14 protein-coding genes are annotated in these 17,548 nt (G+C 46.4%); 6 read left to right on the top strand and 8 right to left on the bottom strand.

The window, feature by feature from the left end; all coding sequences use genetic code 11:
* The 4 genes from ACYVE4_RS16365 to ACYVE4_RS16350 all read right to left on the bottom strand — a co-directional run bounded on the left by ACYVE4_RS16365 (position 1) and on the right by ACYVE4_RS16350 (position 4,077).
* The gene (locus ACYVE4_RS16365) at positions 1-1,101 is read right to left on the bottom strand and encodes a mandelate racemase/muconate lactonizing enzyme family protein (RefSeq protein WP_461041241.1); all 1,101 of its coding nucleotides are present in this window, start codon (positions 1,099-1,101) and stop codon (positions 1-3) included.
* A gap of 66 nt (positions 1,102-1,167) precedes the next feature.
* The gene (locus ACYVE4_RS16360; protein ID WP_461041240.1) at positions 1,168-2,301 is read right to left on the bottom strand and encodes an amidohydrolase family protein; all 1,134 of its coding nucleotides are present in this window, start codon (positions 2,299-2,301) and stop codon (positions 1,168-1,170) included.
* 64 nt (positions 2,302-2,365) lie between these two features.
* Positions 2,366-2,845, bottom strand: a complete 480-nt coding sequence (ispF, locus tag ACYVE4_RS16355) for a 2-C-methyl-D-erythritol 2,4-cyclodiphosphate synthase (protein ID WP_461041239.1) — start codon at positions 2,843-2,845, stop codon at positions 2,366-2,368.
* Positions 2,842-4,077 carry a M16 family metallopeptidase gene (locus ACYVE4_RS16350; protein WP_461041238.1) on the bottom strand — a complete coding sequence of 412 codons (1,236 nt, stop codon included), beginning with the start codon at positions 4,075-4,077 and terminating at the stop codon, positions 2,842-2,844. Before ACYVE4_RS16350 ends, ispF begins: the two co-directional genes overlap by 4 nt.
* Before the next feature lie 101 nt (positions 4,078-4,178).
* Here ACYVE4_RS16350 and ACYVE4_RS16345 point away from each other — a divergent pair, with 101 nt between their 5' ends.
* Positions 4,179-5,294 carry a tetratricopeptide repeat protein gene (locus tag ACYVE4_RS16345; protein WP_461041237.1) on the top strand — a complete coding sequence of 372 codons (1,116 nt, stop codon included), beginning with the start codon at positions 4,179-4,181 and terminating at the stop codon, positions 5,292-5,294.
* Positions 5,295-5,388: 94 nt separating this feature from the next.
* Positions 5,389-6,381, top strand: coding sequence for a phosphotriesterase family protein (locus ACYVE4_RS16340; RefSeq protein WP_461041236.1), 993 nt, complete (start codon positions 5,389-5,391; stop codon positions 6,379-6,381).
* Positions 6,382-6,474: 93 nt separating this feature from the next.
* On the opposite strand, the gene ACYVE4_RS16335 is transcribed toward ACYVE4_RS16340, so the two are convergent.
* From ACYVE4_RS16335 to ACYVE4_RS16325, 3 genes are all read right to left on the bottom strand, one after another.
* Positions 6,475-8,370, bottom strand: coding sequence for a DNA polymerase III subunit gamma/tau (locus ACYVE4_RS16335; protein ID WP_461041235.1), 1,896 nt, complete (start codon positions 8,368-8,370; stop codon positions 6,475-6,477).
* Positions 8,371-8,451: 81 nt separating this feature from the next.
* Complete coding sequence (locus ACYVE4_RS16330) at positions 8,452-9,258, bottom strand: ion transporter (RefSeq protein ID WP_461041234.1); 807 nt, start codon at positions 9,256-9,258, stop codon at positions 8,452-8,454.
* A gap of 41 nt (positions 9,259-9,299) precedes the next feature.
* A complete protein-coding gene (locus ACYVE4_RS16325) occupies positions 9,300-10,631 on the bottom strand; it encodes an MFS transporter (RefSeq protein WP_461041233.1) in 1,332 nt (443 codons plus the stop codon).
* Positions 10,632-11,007: 376 nt separating this feature from the next.
* On the opposite strand from ACYVE4_RS16325, the gene ACYVE4_RS16320 reads away from it, so the two are divergent.
* Positions 11,008-11,718, top strand: a complete 711-nt coding sequence (locus ACYVE4_RS16320; RefSeq protein WP_461041232.1) for a GNAT family N-acetyltransferase — start codon at positions 11,008-11,010, stop codon at positions 11,716-11,718.
* Between the two features lie 117 nt (positions 11,719-11,835).
* Here ACYVE4_RS16320 and ileS read toward each other — a convergent pair whose 3' ends face one another.
* Positions 11,836-15,222: an isoleucine--tRNA ligase gene (gene ileS, locus ACYVE4_RS16315; protein WP_461041231.1), complete on the bottom strand. Its 3,387-nt coding sequence runs from the start codon at positions 15,220-15,222 to the stop codon at positions 11,836-11,838.
* A gap of 201 nt (positions 15,223-15,423) precedes the next feature.
* On the opposite strand from ileS, the gene ACYVE4_RS16310 reads away from it, so the two are divergent.
* The 3 genes from ACYVE4_RS16310 (at position 15,424) to ACYVE4_RS16300 (ending at position 17,445) form a co-directional block, all read left to right on the top strand.
* The gene (locus ACYVE4_RS16310) at positions 15,424-15,663 is read left to right on the top strand and encodes a hypothetical protein (RefSeq protein WP_461041230.1); all 240 of its coding nucleotides are present in this window, start codon (positions 15,424-15,426) and stop codon (positions 15,661-15,663) included.
* Between the two features lie 99 nt (positions 15,664-15,762).
* Positions 15,763-16,224 carry a putative toxin-antitoxin system toxin component, PIN family gene (locus ACYVE4_RS16305; protein WP_461041229.1) on the top strand — a complete coding sequence of 154 codons (462 nt, stop codon included), beginning with the start codon at positions 15,763-15,765 and terminating at the stop codon, positions 16,222-16,224.
* A 108-nt stretch (positions 16,225-16,332) separates the two neighbouring features.
* Positions 16,333-17,445: a DUF2911 domain-containing protein gene (locus ACYVE4_RS16300; RefSeq protein WP_461041228.1), complete on the top strand. Its 1,113-nt coding sequence runs from the start codon at positions 16,333-16,335 to the stop codon at positions 17,443-17,445.
* The last annotated feature ends 103 nt before the right edge of the window (positions 17,446-17,548 follow it).

Raw genomic sequence — 17,548 nt, 5'->3', positions numbered from 1 at the left:
TCAGGAAATGGTCTTCGCGGGCAATTGTTTCAAAAAGACTGGATCAATTTCGGCCCCGATTCCGGGTGTCTCCGGTAAGTCGATCAGATAATCGTTATAAATAATGCCGCCCTGTACTGGATCGTCGGCATGTTCAAAACAGGCATCCAGATCATAAAAACGAACATTTTGCCGAGCGGTTGCAAAATGAGCATTTGCGGTTAGCGCCAATCTTGATTCAGACATGCAGCCGATCATACACGGAATTCCGGCTGCTTCGCCAATTGCGTTGATTTTGAGGGCTTCCCAAATACCTCCGCTTTTGGACAGTTTAATATTGAAATAGTCAACCGCTTCTTCACGCACAAGCCGAATGGCATCTACTGCATCGAACAAACTTTCGTCGGCCATAATCGGTACGGTCGAACTCTGCCGAATTTGACGCAATCCGGCAATGTCGTGCCGTTTGATGGGTTGTTCACAATATTGTACGTTCAGGGTACCAATAGCCCGCAATACGCCCGAAGCCGTCACAACATCCCATCCTTGATTGGCGTCTGTTCGAATAGGGGTTTTATCGCCAATGGCAGCTCGAATGGCTTCTACTCGTTTAATATCATCGCGCAGATTTGTACCGAGTTTTACTTTGATGGCTTCAGCCTTTTTGGCCTGAATACGCAATGCATCCTCAACCATCCGCTCGGGCGTATTGATGTAGATTGTTTCGTCAGTTACGAGTTGCTTTTTGGTGCCACCTAAGAATTGATAGAGAGGCATCTGGGCCGTTTTGGCCGCAATATCATAGAGGGCCATATCGAAGGCTGAGCGCGTGGTCGGATGGCCGGGTAGATAGCGAATCAATGTCGTCAGGCAACCTTCGATATCGAGCGGATTTTTGCCAACCAGCAAGCGCGCCATATCGTCTGCTGCTGCCAAACCAGATGCCTGCGTTTCGCCCACAATCATCCAAAAAGGAGAGCCTTCGCCCCAGCCTGTAATACCTTCATCGGTTTGGATTTCAACTAGTATGTTTCGGGCATCTTCAATGGTGCCCAGCGAAATGGCAATAGGCGCTTTTAGGGGAATGTCGAAACGGTATAGCGTAATGGAAGTGATTTTCATTTCTCAAAAGGCAGAGCGACATGGGCGTATTAAGGAGAACCTGCACCCTATTTCTAAACGTACCGCTTAATTCGGGAACTGGCTTTTATCCAGACCTGGAATGATCCGCAGAGCGTTTTTGTAATAGACTTTCTTCAGAATTTCGTCGGGTAGCCCCATGCCATACATCCGCCAGAAAGCATGGTATTTTTTGTGATACGGGAAGTATTCATCATCGGTTTCAAGAACACGGAAATAGGTAGCGTATTCACTCGGTACCCAACTATCTTTCCCAAAAAGAATACGATCCTGGTATTTCTCAAAAAACTTCCGACTCGCTCGTGGCTGGCGACCTAATTCGGCAATGACAGCCCCAATCTCGACGTTCATGTTTGGGAAAACGGTCATCAGGCTATCCAGTTTTTTCAAATCATTTGGATACCAGCCCATATGGGCAGCAATGAATGTCGTTTTCGGATGCTTCCGAAATACGTTGTGCTGTTCGACAATGAGTTTTTCCCAGGGGACAGGATCATTCGGACCACGTTTCCGACCTCCATGAAGTTTAAGTTCGAGCCAACGTTCGTTGTAGCGATCCATCGGATCCCAGAAGGATTTTGGATCGGCCGTATGAATCAGGACGGGTACGCCTAACTCACCGCATTTGGCCCAGATTGCATCGAGCCGCGGATCATCGACCGGAACACGGTTGCCTTTATCGTCTTTGACACTGAAACCCAGACTTTTGTAGATTTTCAATCCTTTGGCGCCTTTTTTTATGTCATCTTCAAGCGTTTTGACGGCTTGTTCCGTCCAGCCTTTGCTGTTGACGTTGGCAAAATTGATGTTTGTAAATAAGGCAATTCGTTTCGGATTGGTCTTCTTGACGTTAGCCAGCGCATCATCAAAAAACTTCGTGCTGGCCGTTTCGTTATCCGCAAAGCCGCGTCCGCTCAAATTGATCATCAACCCCATGTTCAGCTCGTCCATTTGCGCCAGCAACTTGCTGAGGTCCTCTCTATCCATCTGAAATTGATGGTTATGCACGTCGATGAATGGATATTTTGAACGCGTGAGTTTGTGTTCAGGTACTTTTAGCGTCGAAACCGGATCGTATTCTTCAAAGCCCAGTGGAGCATCAGGTTGGTTCGTTTTGGCAGGTTGTCCGCATGCCGCTAATCCTGCTAGCAGGAAAGCTGGTAAGTAAAGCAGATTTTTCATAAAGAGGCTGTATTGGGGTAGTTAGATGGCATGATTATCAAGGTATAACTATTAGGTTATTTGATTAGTCTTTATAAATCAGGGCAACGCAATGAGCAGCAATACCTTCGCCCCGGCCCACAAATCCGATGTGTTCGGAAGTCGTCGCTTTGATGGAAATGTCTTCTTCTGGAATCGCCATGACATCCGCCAGGCACGTTTTCATGGCTGGAATATGCGGATTCAGTTTGGGTTCCTGTAGTACTACTGTCACGTCGACATTCGAAATTTCGTAACCTGCCTCGCGTACCATTTTGAGGACTTCAGCCAATAGTAATTTACTATCAACACCTTTCCAGCGTGGATCTTTGTCCGAAAAATGATAGCCAATATTCCGCATGTTGGCTGCTCCCAGCAGCGCATCGCACAGTACATGGCAAACCACATCAGCATCCGAATGACCAACTGGCCCAAACGAACTGGGAATCTGAATTCCGCCCAACCAAAACGCCCTGCCTTCTTCCAGACGGTGCACGTCGTATCCTTGTCCTACGCGAATTTTCATGCAACCCGATAATATAAGGTTGAGCAATTGTCTTTGCGCAGTATTTTCCGGGCCATGTTCTGTATATCATCTGCGTTTATAGCCTGAATTAAAGCGGCTTCCTGATTGACAAAATCCGGATTGCCTGCGTTGGCTGCGTAGGCCAGGTTCATAGCCCGATTCAGGAGTTCGACTTCCGAAAAGGCAAGCGTCGCTTCGGCCTGATTTTTTACTTTGGCTAATTCCTCTTGCGATACTGTCTGGTCGATGAACTCCTGAACGACTGCTTCTACAGCGGCATCGGCTTCTTCAAGCGAAACGCCTTTGTTCAGATTGCCCTGTATGACCATCAAACCCGGATCAATCGATGCGGTGATATACGCATTGATACTACTGAACATCGGGTTGTTACGCAGCAGTTTCTGGTACAAACGGGATGATTTCCCTCGGCCAAGCATATCGCTCAGCAGATCGGCCGAGTAGAATTCGGGGTCAAAACGTCCCGGCATGTGATAGGCCTTATACAAACCATTCAACGGTACTTTCGCCGATGTTTCCAGCTTGCGGGCTTCTGTCTGAACCGGTTCGTTGGGTAACTGCCGAACATACGGTTTGCCAGCCGGAATCGGCGAAAACCATTTGGCGCACAACTGCTTCACCTGATCAACTGTTACGTTTCCGGCAACGACCAGAATCGCATTGTTAGGAAGGTAATATTTGAAAAAGAACGACTTCACATCGTCCATCGTAGCTTCTTCGATGTGGCTAATGTCCTTGCCAATCGTTGCCCAGCGATACGGGTGCGTCTGATACGCTAACGGGCGAAGCTTCAGCCAAACGTCGCCGTAAGGCTGGTTTAAATAGCGTTGCTTAAATTCTTCAATAACCACTTTCTGCTGTACATCAAGGACTTGTGGGTCGAAGGAGAGGCTCATCATTCGATCCGACTCCAGCCAGAAAGCTGTTTCTAAATTGGCAGCCGGAAGCGTAATATAATAGTTGGTAATGTCGGGGCTGGTGAAGGCGTTATTTTCTCCGCCTACTTTTTGTAAGGGCTCATCGTAGGTGGGAATATGCTGCGAGCCCCCAAACATCAGATGCTCAAACAAGTGAGCAAAACCAGTTTTGGCTGGATTCTCATCCCGGGAACCGACATTGTACAAAATATTGACAACGGCCATCGGTGTCGATTCGTCTTCATGAACGAAAACCCGAAGGCCATTATCCAAAACAAACTGCTCGTAATGAATCATAGAGGAACGATTGGGCCTGACCAGAGTTTACGATCAGGGGCATTGAACAAAAGTACGGTTCTCGCTGTATAGAATCAAACGGAGTAATTCTACCAATAACGTTGTCCATACTGAAAAATACATTTCTTGGGTTAATCTGGTTCTGTTTCCCATTGCTCGCACCAGCGCAGATTCTGAATGATCCTGCGACACAGCAGATTGTTATAAAAACCCTCGACCACATTTATAATCTGGAGTTTACAGAGTCCGATGCACTCATTCGGCAGCTTCAGGCACGTTATCCGCAACATCCGATTGCGCCAATTCTGCGGGCCACGCAACTCGATATTCAATACCTTCCTTTGGCAGAGAACAAGGCGGCTACGGCGCAGTTTATGCAGATCGTTAATCAGAGCATGACCCTAACCAAACGAATGCTCGATAAAAATGAAGAAGATCCGGAAGCGATATTTTTTATGCTTACTGGGCATAGTTATCTGGCCGCACTTTATCACAATGAGGGCGAATCACTGAAAGCCGTGGGCGAGTCGAAGAAGGCGTATAGTTATCTGCGCGATGGTGCCAAACTGATGGATAAAATCGCAGATTTTTACTTTACAACAGGTCTTTACAATTATTATGTAGAGCGTTATCCAATCGACCACCCAATTGTAAAACCATTCATGTTTTTCTTCGCCGATGGCGATATTGCTCTGGGACTGAAGCAAATGGATATCGCAACGCGCAAAGCTTTGTTCATGCGGCCTGTCGCGAATTACTATCTGTCGCACATATTGCTCAAACATGAGACGAACCCAGCTAAGGCCGTAGGATACATGAAATATCTGGTGGACAGGTATCCTAACAATGCACTTTTTGCTATGAGTTATGTAGAGTCGTTGCTACTGGCTGGTCGTTATTCAGAAGCTCGTCCTTATGTGCAACGGCTTAAAACCATGCCACATAAACTGGTGCCACTGGCTTTTTACACATTTTCGGGTATGATTACCGAACAGGCTGATAAAGATGATAAAGAAGCTGCTGAACACTATCAATTGGCCCTGAAACAACCCTTTGATAAAGGCTATACAAAAGAGTATCAGGCGTTTGCCTATGCCGGTCTAGCCCGAATTTCCGCTCGTTCTAATAATAGAGCGCAAGCTAAATTATACTATAAAAAAGCCCTAGCCGTAGGCGAATACAAATCCCTGATCCAGGAAGCGAAGAGCTATAAGTGATGAGTAATAAACTATGAGTGATGAGTTATTTTTTGTATAATCACTTATCACTTATCACTTATCACTTATCACTTATCACTTATCACTTATCACCGTGTTTTCCCGTCGTTCGTTTTTGCGGAGTTCGCTGGCTGGTTTATGGATTATGCGGAAGCCAAAACGCATAGTTCACACCGTTACAGGCCCATTATCAGCATCGAACATAGGCCTGACGCTCATTCACGAACACGTATTAGTAGATTTCATTGGTGCTGATAAAATCAATGCTGAGCGCTGGAAACGTGATGAGGTTGTAGCGAAAATGTTGCCCCGTTTACAGGAATTGAAACAGGCGGGTTGCCAAACACTATTTGACTGTACTCCGGCTTATTTGGGTCGAGATCCACTGTTGTTGAAAGAATTATCACAACGTTCAGGTATCCGCATTGTAACAAATACCGGTTTCTACGGCGCATCCGATAATAAATTTCTACCCGCGTTTGCCCATGCAGAAACCGCTGATCAACTAGCTGATCGCTGGGTGGCTGAGTTTCAAAACGGCATCGATGGTACAGGCATTCGACCTGGATTTATCAAAATAGGTGTGAATCCTGGACCATTATCTGAATTGCATCGCAAACTGATCACCGCAGCGGCTCGCACGCACAAGCGTACAGGTCTAACGATTTGCTCGCATACCGGGCCTTACACACCCGCCTTTGAGCAACTGGATATTTTAAAGCAGGAAGGTGTTCCGGCAAAAGCGTTTGTATGGGTTCATGCACAGGGGAATAATATAGTACACTACGCTCGTGCGGTTCGGGAAGGGGCTTGGGTAAGCCTGGACGGTTTGGACAATAACAATGTTGACAAGTATGTCGAAACCTTGCTACTCATGAAAGAAAACCGGTTTCTGCATCGAACCTTACTATCGCACGATGCTGGATGGTATGATCCTGATAAACCGAACGGCGGATCAATTGGTCGGGATTACACGGTTCTATTCAAGCGACTAATACCCGAACTTTCAAAACGCGGCTTCACCAAAAAAGACTGGAAACAGGTTTTAATTGAGAATCCGGCAGAAGCCTTTGGAACCGGGATTTAGCTGATTTAGGGATTAAACAGAGTTTGCTTTTCGCTTCAACGATTCACTTGTCTACAAAATCATAGTCGGTCAGTTAAATCTCAACAATCCCGGTCAGTAATCGACTTCCAGATTCAACACCTTCCTCAATTCGTGGAGCATCGGGTTTTTCTCGGCGAGGTAGTTGTATTTATCCTGCGAACTGTAAATCATCTTCTTCACTTCCTGCACCGTTACCGTGTACTCAATCTGAATCTGGCTATTTTGGAGTTCGTTTCGGAGATAGCCTAGTAAATCAGGCTTTAACTCGTTCAGAAAACCTACCTGAAGCGTATTGTCAAGCGTCAGGTGAATTGTTGTTCCGTCCAGGACCAACTCTCGATTTAGCACGACCTGTTCGGAGGTGATATCATTCTGCTGTCGGCGTAGTCGCGCAAACGTAATCCATAAATCCTGCAACTCTTCGAAACTAAACGGCTTGTCAGGGCGCGTTGGCGTAGTCGCTTCTGCAGGCGTATCAGCATTGGTTGTAGGTTGAACAGGCCCAGCCGATAGAGACACAGTCGATCGTAAGCGGCTACTGGCCGGACGAGTTGCCGGAACGGGTTGCGGCCTCGGTGGAAGCGTTGTTTTAGTAGCTACGTTCGCAGCAGTTGTAGCCGGACTTTCGTTGGTGGCCGGAACTGTTTCAACGGGTGCTATAGGTTCGTTGGGTTCAGTTTTTGCAACAGGCTTGGTGGCCTGATAACCATTTACGGGTTCGCTCGTGACGGGATGATTTTCCGTTAATTGAGGATTGGCTGGCTTAGGCGGGAGAGGTTGACCGTTTTTTTTTTCAGCGACCGTTGTCGTACCATTCTCCCCGGTATGTGCGCCGTTGATCGGTAGTTCAGGTAACGTTTCCCAGTTGAGCGCATTCCGCAGATTGGCCAATTTCATCAGCCAGAGTTCAATATGAAGTCGCTGATCTTTAGCCTGTTTATAATTCATATCGCACTGCCCACCCAAACTAAGCGCCGATAGTAAAAAGGACATTGGTGCTTTGGCTGACTGCTCGAGGTACTGCCGACGAACGTTTTCGGTTACCTGCAAGAGTTGAACGGTAGCGGCATCTTTGCAAACCAGCAAATCCCTGAAATGGCGGCATAGGCCAACCACAAACTGGTGCCCATCGAAACCCTTTCGAAGAATTTCGTCAACCGTCAACAGACTTTGTGGGAGATTTCCAGCTATCAGTAAATCGGTCAGCTTGAAGTAATAATCGTAATCCAGAATATGCAGATTATCGAGTACTTCTTTATACCGGATAACCCGGTCGGCCGCAAACGTCACATTCAAGTCGAACATCGATAACGCATCGCGCAGCCCACCATCGGCTTTCTGAGCGATTAGATCGAGTGCTTCCGATTCGGCTGTAATGCCTTCCTTACCAGCAATCTTTGCCAAGTGATTCGCAATGTGACCAGGCTGAATCCGGTTGAAATCGAAAATCTGACAACGTGATAGAATAGTCGGTAAGATTTTATGCTTTTCGGTCGTCGCCAGTATAAAAATGGCGTAGGAGGGAGGTTCTTCCAGCGTTTTCAGAAACGCGTTGAAAGCCGCCGACGAAAGCATATGTACTTCGTCAATGATATAAATTTTGTATTTACCTGATTGAGGTGGGTAGCGAACCTGGTCGATGAGGTTACGAATATCTTCAACCGAGTTATTCGAGGCCGCATCTAGTTCGTGAATGTTGAACGAAGCACTTTGATTGAAGCTAACACAGGATTCGCAGCCGTCGCAGGCTTCGCCTTCGGGAGTCAGGTTTTGGCAATTAATGGTCTTGGCCAGAATCCGGGCGCAGGTTGTTTTACCTACACCGCGAGGGCCACAAAACAGGAACGCCGACGCTAAGTGATTGGTCTTGATAGCATTCTTTAGCGTAGTAGTAATGTGCTCCTGCCCAACAACCGTATCGAAGGTTGCGGGGCGATACTTGCGGGCCGAGACCACGAAATTTTCCATACTGCAAGTTAGCACCGTTGGGGCGGAATGGCAAACTGCATTTAAGGCATCAATAAAAATGGCGAAGGGTGCATTAAGCTACTAATTACCGGGAATCTCTTTGCCACAATGGGGACAGTAGGTTGTTTTCGGTTTTTTCTGTGTACGAATGTGTTCATTGAATCCAGACACCAGAATACCCGTCGGCAACGCAAATAGCCCAATACCGGCAATCGCGGAAATGCCACCCAGCAATTTCCCTAAGGGCGTAATGGGATGAATGTCGCCATAGCCAACGGTAGTCATGGCAGTAACTCCCCACCACATCGCAGCCGGAATACTCGAAAACTGATCTGGCTGGACTGGATGTTCTACGTAATACATGACACTTGATACGATAATCAACATAAAAATGACGAGCGTTGTGCTGAGTACCAGGTCTTCTTTTTTATCCGTAACTACCTGTTGAATCATTCGAAACGCATGCGAATACCGCGATATGCGAAACAATCGAAAGATTCGGAATAAGCGTAAAATCCGGACAATGGCGAGATCGGTGGCGAACAGGGAAAAATAAAAAGGAAAAATGGCCAGAAAATCGATGAGCGCGGCTGTCGAGAAAATATACCGCAATCGTCCCCAAAACCAGTGATGGTATTTGTCATTTTCTACGCAGACCCACACACGCAGTACATATTCGACAGTGAAAAAGCTGACGGAAAACAATTCAAAATCATAAAATAATCGCGAAAAACGACGGTCGTATTCAGGAACAGTATGCAGGACGATCGCGATGGCGTTTAGCGTGATTATTGTGATCAAAAATAAGTTGAAGACTAGGCTAAGGCCCCGGCGTTTACCAGCCGATGTTTCGAGGATGCGGTAAAGCGATTTTCGTAAGTGTAGCATAGCGGTACGGTCGGTACTGCAAGCTACGTAACTACCTGAAATTACGGATGCATTAGTCGATAGTATCGTAAGCTGAATCCAATTAGAAGTGTCGCTAAACACGCCAGGCCACCCGCAAACAGACCAATTGTAGGTGCCTGAAAATAAGCCAGTGCGTGACCTGCCAGAAACGATCCCGCAATATCGGACAGGTTAACAAAAGCCATGTAAGTTGTAAACTGCGATCCTTCAACCCCTTTTCGGCATAGCATCATCAGTACGGGCATAGCGGCCACACTAATACTGGGGTCCATGAAATACAGCGCGACCAATCCCGTCTGTGCGATTTCCCGCCGAATCCAGTAGTCGGATAAACTGTTAAACCCTATCAGATAAATAGCTACCAAACTTAAGACAATCACCAGCAACCGGCGAGGGCCAATCCGATCCGCTATAAAACCGCCTGCCAACGCAACCACCGTAGCGACGAGCATACCGTAAGTACCGGTCAAAATAGAAACGGATGTATCGGCCCAGCCCAGCTTCTGAATCAGGTGATAATTATAGGCACGGAGAAACAAACTGATACTAACATAAGCAGCTACTGTTGAGCCAAATATAAGCAGACTCCGAGTCGAAAACAGACCTTTTGCCAGCTCTGTAAATAACCATTGGAAAGAAGGCTCAAGTTGGGTTGTGCGATCTCTTTTGTGGACTACAGGCTCAGTTGGATCGAGCTCGATTACCCGGTTAAACGATGGCAGCAGACGATTCTCCGGTCGTTCACGGATAAAACAGGTTAGTAAAGTTAGGGCTAGTAGGCAACCTGATTGAGTCAAAGCGGCAGCCGTAAATCCAGACGTACGTAAAATTTGCGAAAATAAAGCTGCTCCAACACCCGTGCCGATCAGGAAACCACCCCGCATAAATGCATTAACGCGCCCTCGCTCATTTTCGGGAATAATACTAATGGCCATTGCATCGACGCTGGCATCCTGAACCGAAGCGAAAACACTATGCACAAAAAAAAACCAGCCTAGCGTAGCGATTTGTGCCGTAGGATTGTGGACAAACAGAATACCCAGCGAAGCCAGAAATGCCAGGAACTGCGAACTAATGACCCAAGGTTTCCGGCGGCCCATCACCGAACGTTGATATCGGTCGATTAGTGGGCCCCAGATAAATTGAAATGCCCAGGGTAATCCGACAACCGCCGAAAATGAGCCAATGGTCGCGGGTTTTACTCCTTCGGCCGTAAAATAATTTGTCAGGGCTGTCAGCGAAAAGCCAGCTGGTAACCCCTGCATGACGTATAAATAGAAAAAAACGAAGTATCGTAAACGCTGGTTTCGACTGAGTGTCAGTGGATAAGCGGAAATAGAGGAAAAATCCATACGCCGAGCGGGGTCAGCCAGAGAATAGAATAGAAGGATTCTCTGGACGTATAGGACTTAACGATTAATAAATATGTTTTGACCATTCACGAACTATCCTGTAAAAAATCCGTTATTTTAATTGCAAGACCCGGATAATCTATCTAACATTGTCCGCGTTTTCGCAAAAAGAACCAATGGCAAAGCTCGTCTATTTACCGACTTTCTTCCATACTACGCCATTTCGGTTTAGGTCCGAAAGGACTATATCATTTTGTTTGCCTATGTGGTAGACGTTTCCGCTTTTTTTCTCGTTTTATTTCTCACAACAAACACAAATCAGCACGGATTACGCTGTCTCCGTTTTTGCGGCTTCACAACCGCCCAATAAACGACAATGATCAAACCTGAAGTAGTTAACGATCAATATATTATTCAGGTCGCCAATGAGGATCATCTGCGGCTGGCCGAAACAATTTGCCGTGAAATGGAAGAGAGTGCCAAGGCTCGGGGAACCGGTATAGCCAAACGCTCGCCAATCTATATCATGGAAAAAATGCTCGAAGGGAAGGCGATAATCGCGACTACACAAGCGGGCGTTTGGGTTGGGTTTTGTTACATTGAAACCTGGGACCACGGCAAGTTCGTGGCCAATTCAGGCCTGATCGTACATCCTGACTACCGCAAGAGCGGTATTGCCACACACATCAAAGCCAAGGCTTTTGAATTGTCGCGGACGATGTTTCCAACGGCCAAGATTATCGGTATTACAACGAGTCTGGCCGTGATGAAAATCAATTCGGATTTGGGTTATCAACCTGTAACACTCAGTGAGTTGCCGGGTGATGAGTCGTTCTGGAAAGGTTGTCAAACCTGTGCAAATTTCGATATTCTGACGCGGACGAATCGGAAACATTGTTTGTGTACAGGTATGCTCTACGATCCTGAAGAACATAAAAAAGAGGAGAAAAACGAGAAGTGGAATTTCCTGAAAGAATCGAAACTGTATGAGCGTTGGATGCGAATTAAGAATCGAATTTTGATGCGAATCAGCCCAACAGAACGGTTACGAGCCCGGAAGAGAGAGCGTGAATTGGAAGCTGCTTGAAACATATTTATATCATAAAAAAATCCCGGAAGTTGCTTCCGGGATTTTTGTTTCTGGAACTAAGACTCTTTTTGTCAGTCTGAACGAAGTGAAGAATGACAAAAAACGTAAACGCTATTAAGCCTTCTCTACAGTCAATCTCAGTTGGAACTCATCCATTTCGATTTCGGCAGCCGATCCGTTCAGATCATTCACTAAATCGAGCGAAACGGCCTGAACTTCCTGGCTAATGTACTCGCGATTCGTTTCGATGGCCGTAGCCAGCGTTTCGTCGTTTCGTTCCAGCTTAATCCGAATCTTGTCCGTTACTGAGAAATCGCGGTCTTTGCGTAAATTCTGGATTCGGTTTACAAAATCACGGGCAATGCCTTCACCACGGAGTTCATCTGAGACGTGTACGTCAAGCGCAACAGTTAACCCCCCTTCGCTGGCAACAAGCCACCCTGGAATATCTTCCGTCAGAATTTCGACATCAGCCAATCGTAACTCATACTCACCAGTTTTCAAATAATCATTCGCTTCCAGTTCGCGAAGTTGTTCGTCGCTCATCGCCGTAATCGCAGCCGCAACGTCTTTCATCTGTTTGCCAAATTTCGGACCAAGCGCTTTGAAATTTGGCTTGACTTTCTTTTTCAGAATACCACTGGCATCATCGACAAACTCAACCGCTTTCACGTTTACCTCCGACATAATGATCGGCGCAACGTGCTCAATCTGCCGACGTGTATCCAAATTCAACACCGGAATCAATACCCGACTCAGCGGCTGACGAACTTTCAGTTTATGTCCTTTCCGAAGCGAATGTACCAGCGACGACACGCGTTGCGCACCATCCATTGATTGTTCCAACTCGATATTGATCAGCGTTTGATCGGCAACTGGAAAATCCGTTAAATGAACCGACGTAGCGCCTTCGGTTAAATTTCGGTATAGCCAATCTGCATAGAACGGCGCAATCGGTGACATAAGTTGCGCTACTGTGGTCAAACACTCGTGCAGCGTTTCATATGCAGCCCGCTTATCGGTAGTCATCTCTCCTTGCCAGAAACGCCGACGCGATAATCGAACGTACCAGTTCGAAAGTTGATCATTGACAAAATCCTGAACAGCTCGTCCGGCTTTAGTCGGATTATAGCCATCAAATTGCTGCTCAACTTCCAGAATCAGCGATTGTAGTTTCGACAAAATCCAACGATCTAATTCAGGCCGCTCAGCTACCGGAACAGTTCGTCCTGTAAAGGAGAACTTATCGAGATTGGCGTAGAGCGCGAAGAAATTATAGGTATTCGATAGCGTACCGAATAATCTACGTTGTACTTCACCAATGCCATCCACATTGAATTTGAGATTATCCCAAGGCTCGGCATTGGTAATCATATACCAACGCGTAGCGTCAGCCCCAAATCGTTCCAGAGTTTCAAATGGATTGACAGCATTACCCAGCCGCTTCGACATTTTGTTGCCGTTTTTGTCGAGTACGAGCCCTGTCGAAACCACGTTTTTAAACGCTACCGAATCGAATAGCATACCAGCAATCGCATGAAGCGTAAAGAACCAACCACGTGTCTGGTCAACACCTTCCGAGATAAAATCAGCCGGGTATGCTTTCTTGAAAATATCCTGATTCTCAAATGGGTAGTGCCATTGTGCATATGGCATCGCTCCAGAATCGAACCAAACGTCGATCAGGTCCGACTCGCGCTGCATGACTCGTCCTGATTCAGAAACGAAGTAAACGTCATCAACATAAGGCCGATGCAGATCATAATCGCCTACCGAAAGCTGATGCAGAAAAGCGCCGTTTTTCGTCCGTTGCTCATCCGTTAATGCTTCGCTCCATTGCGCTTTCTGAACGTGTTCCTTTAGCTCTTCAACCGAACCAATACAAACTTCTTCACCCGTTTCGCTTCGCCAGATTGGCAGGGGTGTTCCCCAGAAACGGCTGCGGCTTAGATTCCAGTCGACGAGGTTTTCGAGCCAGTTCCCGAAACGACCCGTTCCTGTGCTTTCTGGTTGCCAGTTGATGGTTTTGTTCAGTTCAACCAACCGATCTTTTTTTGCCGTTGTGCGGATGAACCAACTGTCGAGTGGATAATACAGAATCGGTTTGTCCGTACGCCAGCAGTGCGGGTAAGGGTGCTCATACTTTTCAACACGGAACGCTTTGTTCTCTGTCTTCAGTTTGATGGAAATAAGTACATCTGTAGGCTTGAATTCCGGATCGGCCCGTTCTTCGTCAGAATAGTATTCTTCTTTTACATACCGCCCAGCAAAGTCTGTGATTTCATCCACAAACAAGCCGTGTTTATCCACAATCGGGACATCTTTACCAGTTTCATCCTTCACCATAATAGGCGGAATTCCGGCAGCCTGCGCTACGCGGAAATCATCCGCACCAAAAGTAGGGGAGGTATGCACCACGCCCGTACCATCTTCCGTCGTTACGAAATCGCCAAGGATAACCCGGAAAGCGGGTTTATCAGGCTGTACATACGGCATCAATTGCTCGTACTCAACGCCCTCTAGATGTTGCCCTTTAAACTCCGAAACAATTGCCCAGGGGATCACTTTGTCATTCGGCAGATAGGCATCGAATGCCGGACTATTCTTGTCTTCCTGATGACCTTTTTCACTGAACCAACGACTCACCAACGCTTTCGCCAACACAACATGGATCGGCTCGAAGGTATAGGCGTTGAACGTTTTAACCAGCACATAATCGATATTGGCTCCAACGGTTAGCGCTGAGTTAGCTGGTAATGTCCAGGGCGTAGTTGTCCAGGCCAGGATGTAGACGTCGGCATCGGCAGAATCAAAGAAAAGAAAGCCCGATTTACCAGTCGGTTTTACTTTAAATTGCGCTACAATGGTCGTATCCCGCACATCTTTGTACGTGCCGGGCATGTTCAGTTCGTGCGAACTCAAACCCGTTCCCGCCTTGGGCGAATACGGCTGAATGGTGTAGCCTTTATACAGTAAGTCTTTCTCATAAAGTTGCTTAAGCAACCACCAGATCGACTCGATATATTCGTTTTTATAGGTGATGTATGGATTGTCGAGATCAACCCAGTAGCCCATTTTCTCGGTCAGCTCATTCCACTGATCGGTAAACCGCATGACCGTTTCGCGGCATTTGCGATTGTATTCCTCAACGCTGATACCGCCTTCCGATTCAGGTTTACCAATATGATCTTTCGTAATGCCAAGCTCTTTTTCGACCTGTAATTCAATCGGCAGGCCGTGCGTATCCCAGCCACCTTTTCGCTCGACCTGAAAGCCTTGTAGGGTTTTATAGCGGCAGAAAATATCTTTTATCGTCCGGGCCATTACGTGGTGAATACCCGGCGTTCCGTTGGCCGACGGCGGGCCTTCGTAGAACGTGAACGTCGGCTTTCCCTCGCGGATAGCGACGGACTGCTCAAAAACCTGATTCTGATTCCAGTAGGTCAATACCTCGGCCGCGATCTTCGCGTAATCGAGGGATTCATATTGTTGGTACTTCACGACTGTGAGGATCAAACGGCGCAAACAGCCCTGATTGATTCAGAAACCACCTGTCCTGTAAAAAAATAAGCGCAAAGATACGGAATTTTGACGCACCGGATAGGTCTTACTCGGGTTCACATTTCTCATTATCTTTGTATACGTACTGAACAAAGTGCATCAGGCAGAACGTTCATAGCCAAAGCCGCTACTTTTATTAGCATGGAAAATAAGCTGAATACCCCGCTTACCGAACCTCAGCTTGATTTGCTGAAAATGTTTACTCATCAGGTTGATGATGCGGATTGGGTTGCTATAAAACGTATGATCGTAAATTATTTCGCCCAGAAAGCTATTGAAGGTGCTGATCAAGTGTGGGATGAACAAGGCTGGGATGATCAAAAAACAACGGAACTTCTTAATACGCATTTGCGAACGCCTTATCAGGCTGCCAGGAATTAATCCAGCACTTGTCATCTATAGCGCTAAGTACTAAATTTGCTTCACAAACACCGAAGTAGTCAAAGAGGCTGACGCAACGGATAAGTTTGCGTGTTATTCATGGCCTCCCCATCAAATTATCCCTCGACAACCAATCATCTTAAGGTTGTCATTGATACTAACGTTTTATTAGTCGCTATTTCAAGCCGTTCCCGTTATCATCCCATCTATCGCTCGTTTCTGGATGAATTGTACACAGTTTGTGTGACGACCGATATGTTGGATGAGTATGAAGAAATTCTGGGGTACTCTCAGCATCTGGGCGCTGATAAAGCTCAGTATGTGTTAGAGACTATAGACAATGCACCGAATGTAATTTGTGCTACGCGTTATTATCGCTGGAATCTTATCAAAGCTGATCTTGATGACAATAAGTTTGTGGATTTTGCATTGGCGTGCAATGCTGATTACATTATTACAAACGATGGGCATTTTGATGTACTTAAGGAATTACCTTTCCCTAAAGTGGCTATTGTTTCAGCTGATGAATTTCTGACGATTCTTTCGTCTGGCAATTCTTAGATTTCGGAGAATACTTATAACCGTTCATATAGTTTGTCTTGCCAACCGGGTTTGTGAAACACTACTTTGGTAGTCAATCATTTACTAACTCCATTGGACAAACTAATCATGAAAAAAACAACACTACTACTTGGCGCACTTTATCTGTGCTTCATCTCCTTTACCGCCAATGCACAACTTAAATTTCCGGCTGATGGCGGGAATAAAAAAGCATCTGTATCCGAACAGATTGGTGTTACCGATGTAACAATTCACTACGACCGACCAGCCGTAAAAGGTCGCGAAGGAAAAATATGGGGGCAATTAGTCCACTATGGATTTAAAGATTTGGGATTCGGAACCAGCAAAGAATCGCCCTGGCGAGCGGGTGCGAATGAAAACACGACCATTTCATTTAGCACGGATGTGGCTATTGAAGGTAAGCCGTTGGCTGCTGGTACGTATGGCTTGCTGATGGCTGTGCAAGAGAACGAGGTGTCGGTTATTTTCTCTAAAAGCACAACCTCCTGGGGAAGTTATTTCTATGATCCTAAAGAAGATGTTTTACGTGTGACGGTAAAACCATTGAAGGACCGACCATCCGTCGAACGGCTGAAGTATGAGTTCATAAATGAGACAGATAGCTCAGCTGTAATTGCCTTGCAATGGGAAAAATGGGCTATTCCGTTTACAGTATCTGTGAATCTAATACAAACGCAACTGGCTTCTCTACGTAATGAACTACGCGGAGAAAAAGGGTTTCGTTGGGATGCCTACCAGCAAGCCGCTGCCTATACCGCCGACCATAAAACGAATCTGGAAGAAGGGTTGCGTTGGGCCGATTATGCCATTAATGGCCAATTTGTGGGCGAAAAGAATTTCAATACGTTACAAACAAAAGCCCGTATTCTCACCCTGTTGAATCGGAATGCAGAGGCTGATGCGTTGATGAAGGATGCTATTCCGATGGCTAATCAGCAACAGGGCTATCAATACGGTCGTCAGTTGATCACTCAGAAAAAAGCAAAAGAAGCGTTGGCATTTTTTCAGGATTACGCGAAAAAATATCCTAATGTTTTCCTGACAAATATGGGGCTAATGCGCGCTTACTCCGCAGTTGGTGATTATAAAACCGCTACCGATTGGGGACAAAAAGCTTTAGCTATAGTACCTGATGCTAATAATAAAGCTAATGTTGAACGGCTGCTAGGCTTGTTAGGTCAGGGAAAAGATGTGAACTGAGTTGCATAGGGCTCGGGGCAGGGGATAAGTAATTTTACCTCCTGCCCCGAGCACTATGCTTTTAGAGTAAAGAATGCCCAGTTGTCGCTTATGGAATTCTACG

Source organism: Spirosoma harenae, from assembly GCF_054776975.1.
The sequence above is the reverse complement of the archived record's forward strand: the minus strand, read 5'-3'. Positions and strand labels throughout refer to the sequence as shown.

Coding starts and splice junctions, on each gene's coding strand:
- ACYVE4_RS16365 (WP_461041241.1), bottom strand. CDS start 1,101: ATGAAAATCACTTCCATTACGCTATACCGTTTCGACATTCCCCTAAAA.
- ACYVE4_RS16360 (WP_461041240.1), bottom strand. CDS start 2,301: ATGAAAAATCTGCTTTACTTACCAGCTTTCCTGCTAGCAGGATTAGCG.
- ispF (WP_461041239.1), bottom strand. CDS start 2,845: ATGAAAATTCGCGTAGGACAAGGATACGACGTGCACCGTCTGGAAGAA.
- ACYVE4_RS16350 (WP_461041238.1), bottom strand. CDS start 4,077: ATGATTCATTACGAGCAGTTTGTTTTGGATAATGGCCTTCGGGTTTTC.
- ACYVE4_RS16335 (WP_461041235.1), bottom strand. CDS start 8,370: ATGGAAAATTTCGTGGTCTCGGCCCGCAAGTATCGCCCCGCAACCTTC.
- ACYVE4_RS16330 (WP_461041234.1), bottom strand. CDS start 9,258: ATGCTACACTTACGAAAATCGCTTTACCGCATCCTCGAAACATCGGCT.
- ACYVE4_RS16325 (WP_461041233.1), bottom strand. CDS start 10,631: ATGGATTTTTCCTCTATTTCCGCTTATCCACTGACACTCAGTCGAAAC.
- ACYVE4_RS16320 (WP_461041232.1), top strand. CDS start 11,008: ATGATCAAACCTGAAGTAGTTAACGATCAATATATTATTCAGGTCGCC.
- ACYVE4_RS16310 (WP_461041230.1), top strand. CDS start 15,424: ATGGAAAATAAGCTGAATACCCCGCTTACCGAACCTCAGCTTGATTTG.
- ACYVE4_RS16305 (WP_461041229.1), top strand. CDS start 15,763: ATGGCCTCCCCATCAAATTATCCCTCGACAACCAATCATCTTAAGGTT.
- ACYVE4_RS16300 (WP_461041228.1), top strand. CDS start 16,333: ATGAAAAAAACAACACTACTACTTGGCGCACTTTATCTGTGCTTCATC.